This is a genomic window from Desulfurellaceae bacterium (assembly GCA_021296095.1).
GTDB lineage: Bacteria > Desulfobacterota > Binatia > Bin18 > Bin18 > JAAXHF01.
Map to the genome: position 1 here is coordinate 1 of JAGWBB010000118.1, position 456 is coordinate 456.

A 456-nucleotide genomic window follows, 5' to 3' on the forward strand; every position below is an offset into this window, starting at 1 on the left:
CGGTTGCGTCGAGCGCCTGAACGGGAACGGCAGGGACCTGAAACGCGGTCCCACCAAACATGCCCCACGCGCCCTGGTCACCCCGCGTCATGACAACATTGGGAGCGACTTCCTGAAAGCGTGGAAAAATGGCTTCGGCCCGCTCTTGGTCGACATAGGCACCGGCCTCCTGCTGGTTGGCAAAGACCAGGTCGCACTCGGCTACCGCCGCGCGCAGCGCGTCGCCACAGGCTTCGACAATGAAGCGGTCCGAACACGTCAGAGAGACCTTGACCTGATGTTTCCTGGCCAGCTCAAGCGCCCGGCGGGCTGCCGCCTGTCCGCCGGGTGTGGAAAATAAATAGCCCTCCAGATACAGCCAGGTCGCCTGTTTGAGTGCGTCTTCGGTCACGTGCTCGACCGCGAAGACGCCGCTGGCGCCGAGCGAGGTGTTCATGGTGCGTTCGGCGTCCGGGG

1 protein-coding gene is annotated in these 456 nt (G+C 64.3%); it reads right to left on the reverse strand.

Translation table 11 applies throughout. The features are described from left to right. Positions 1 to 456 (reverse strand): hypothetical protein (locus tag J4F42_20270; protein ID MCE2487856.1); only part of this gene is annotated, 456 nt, incomplete at both ends.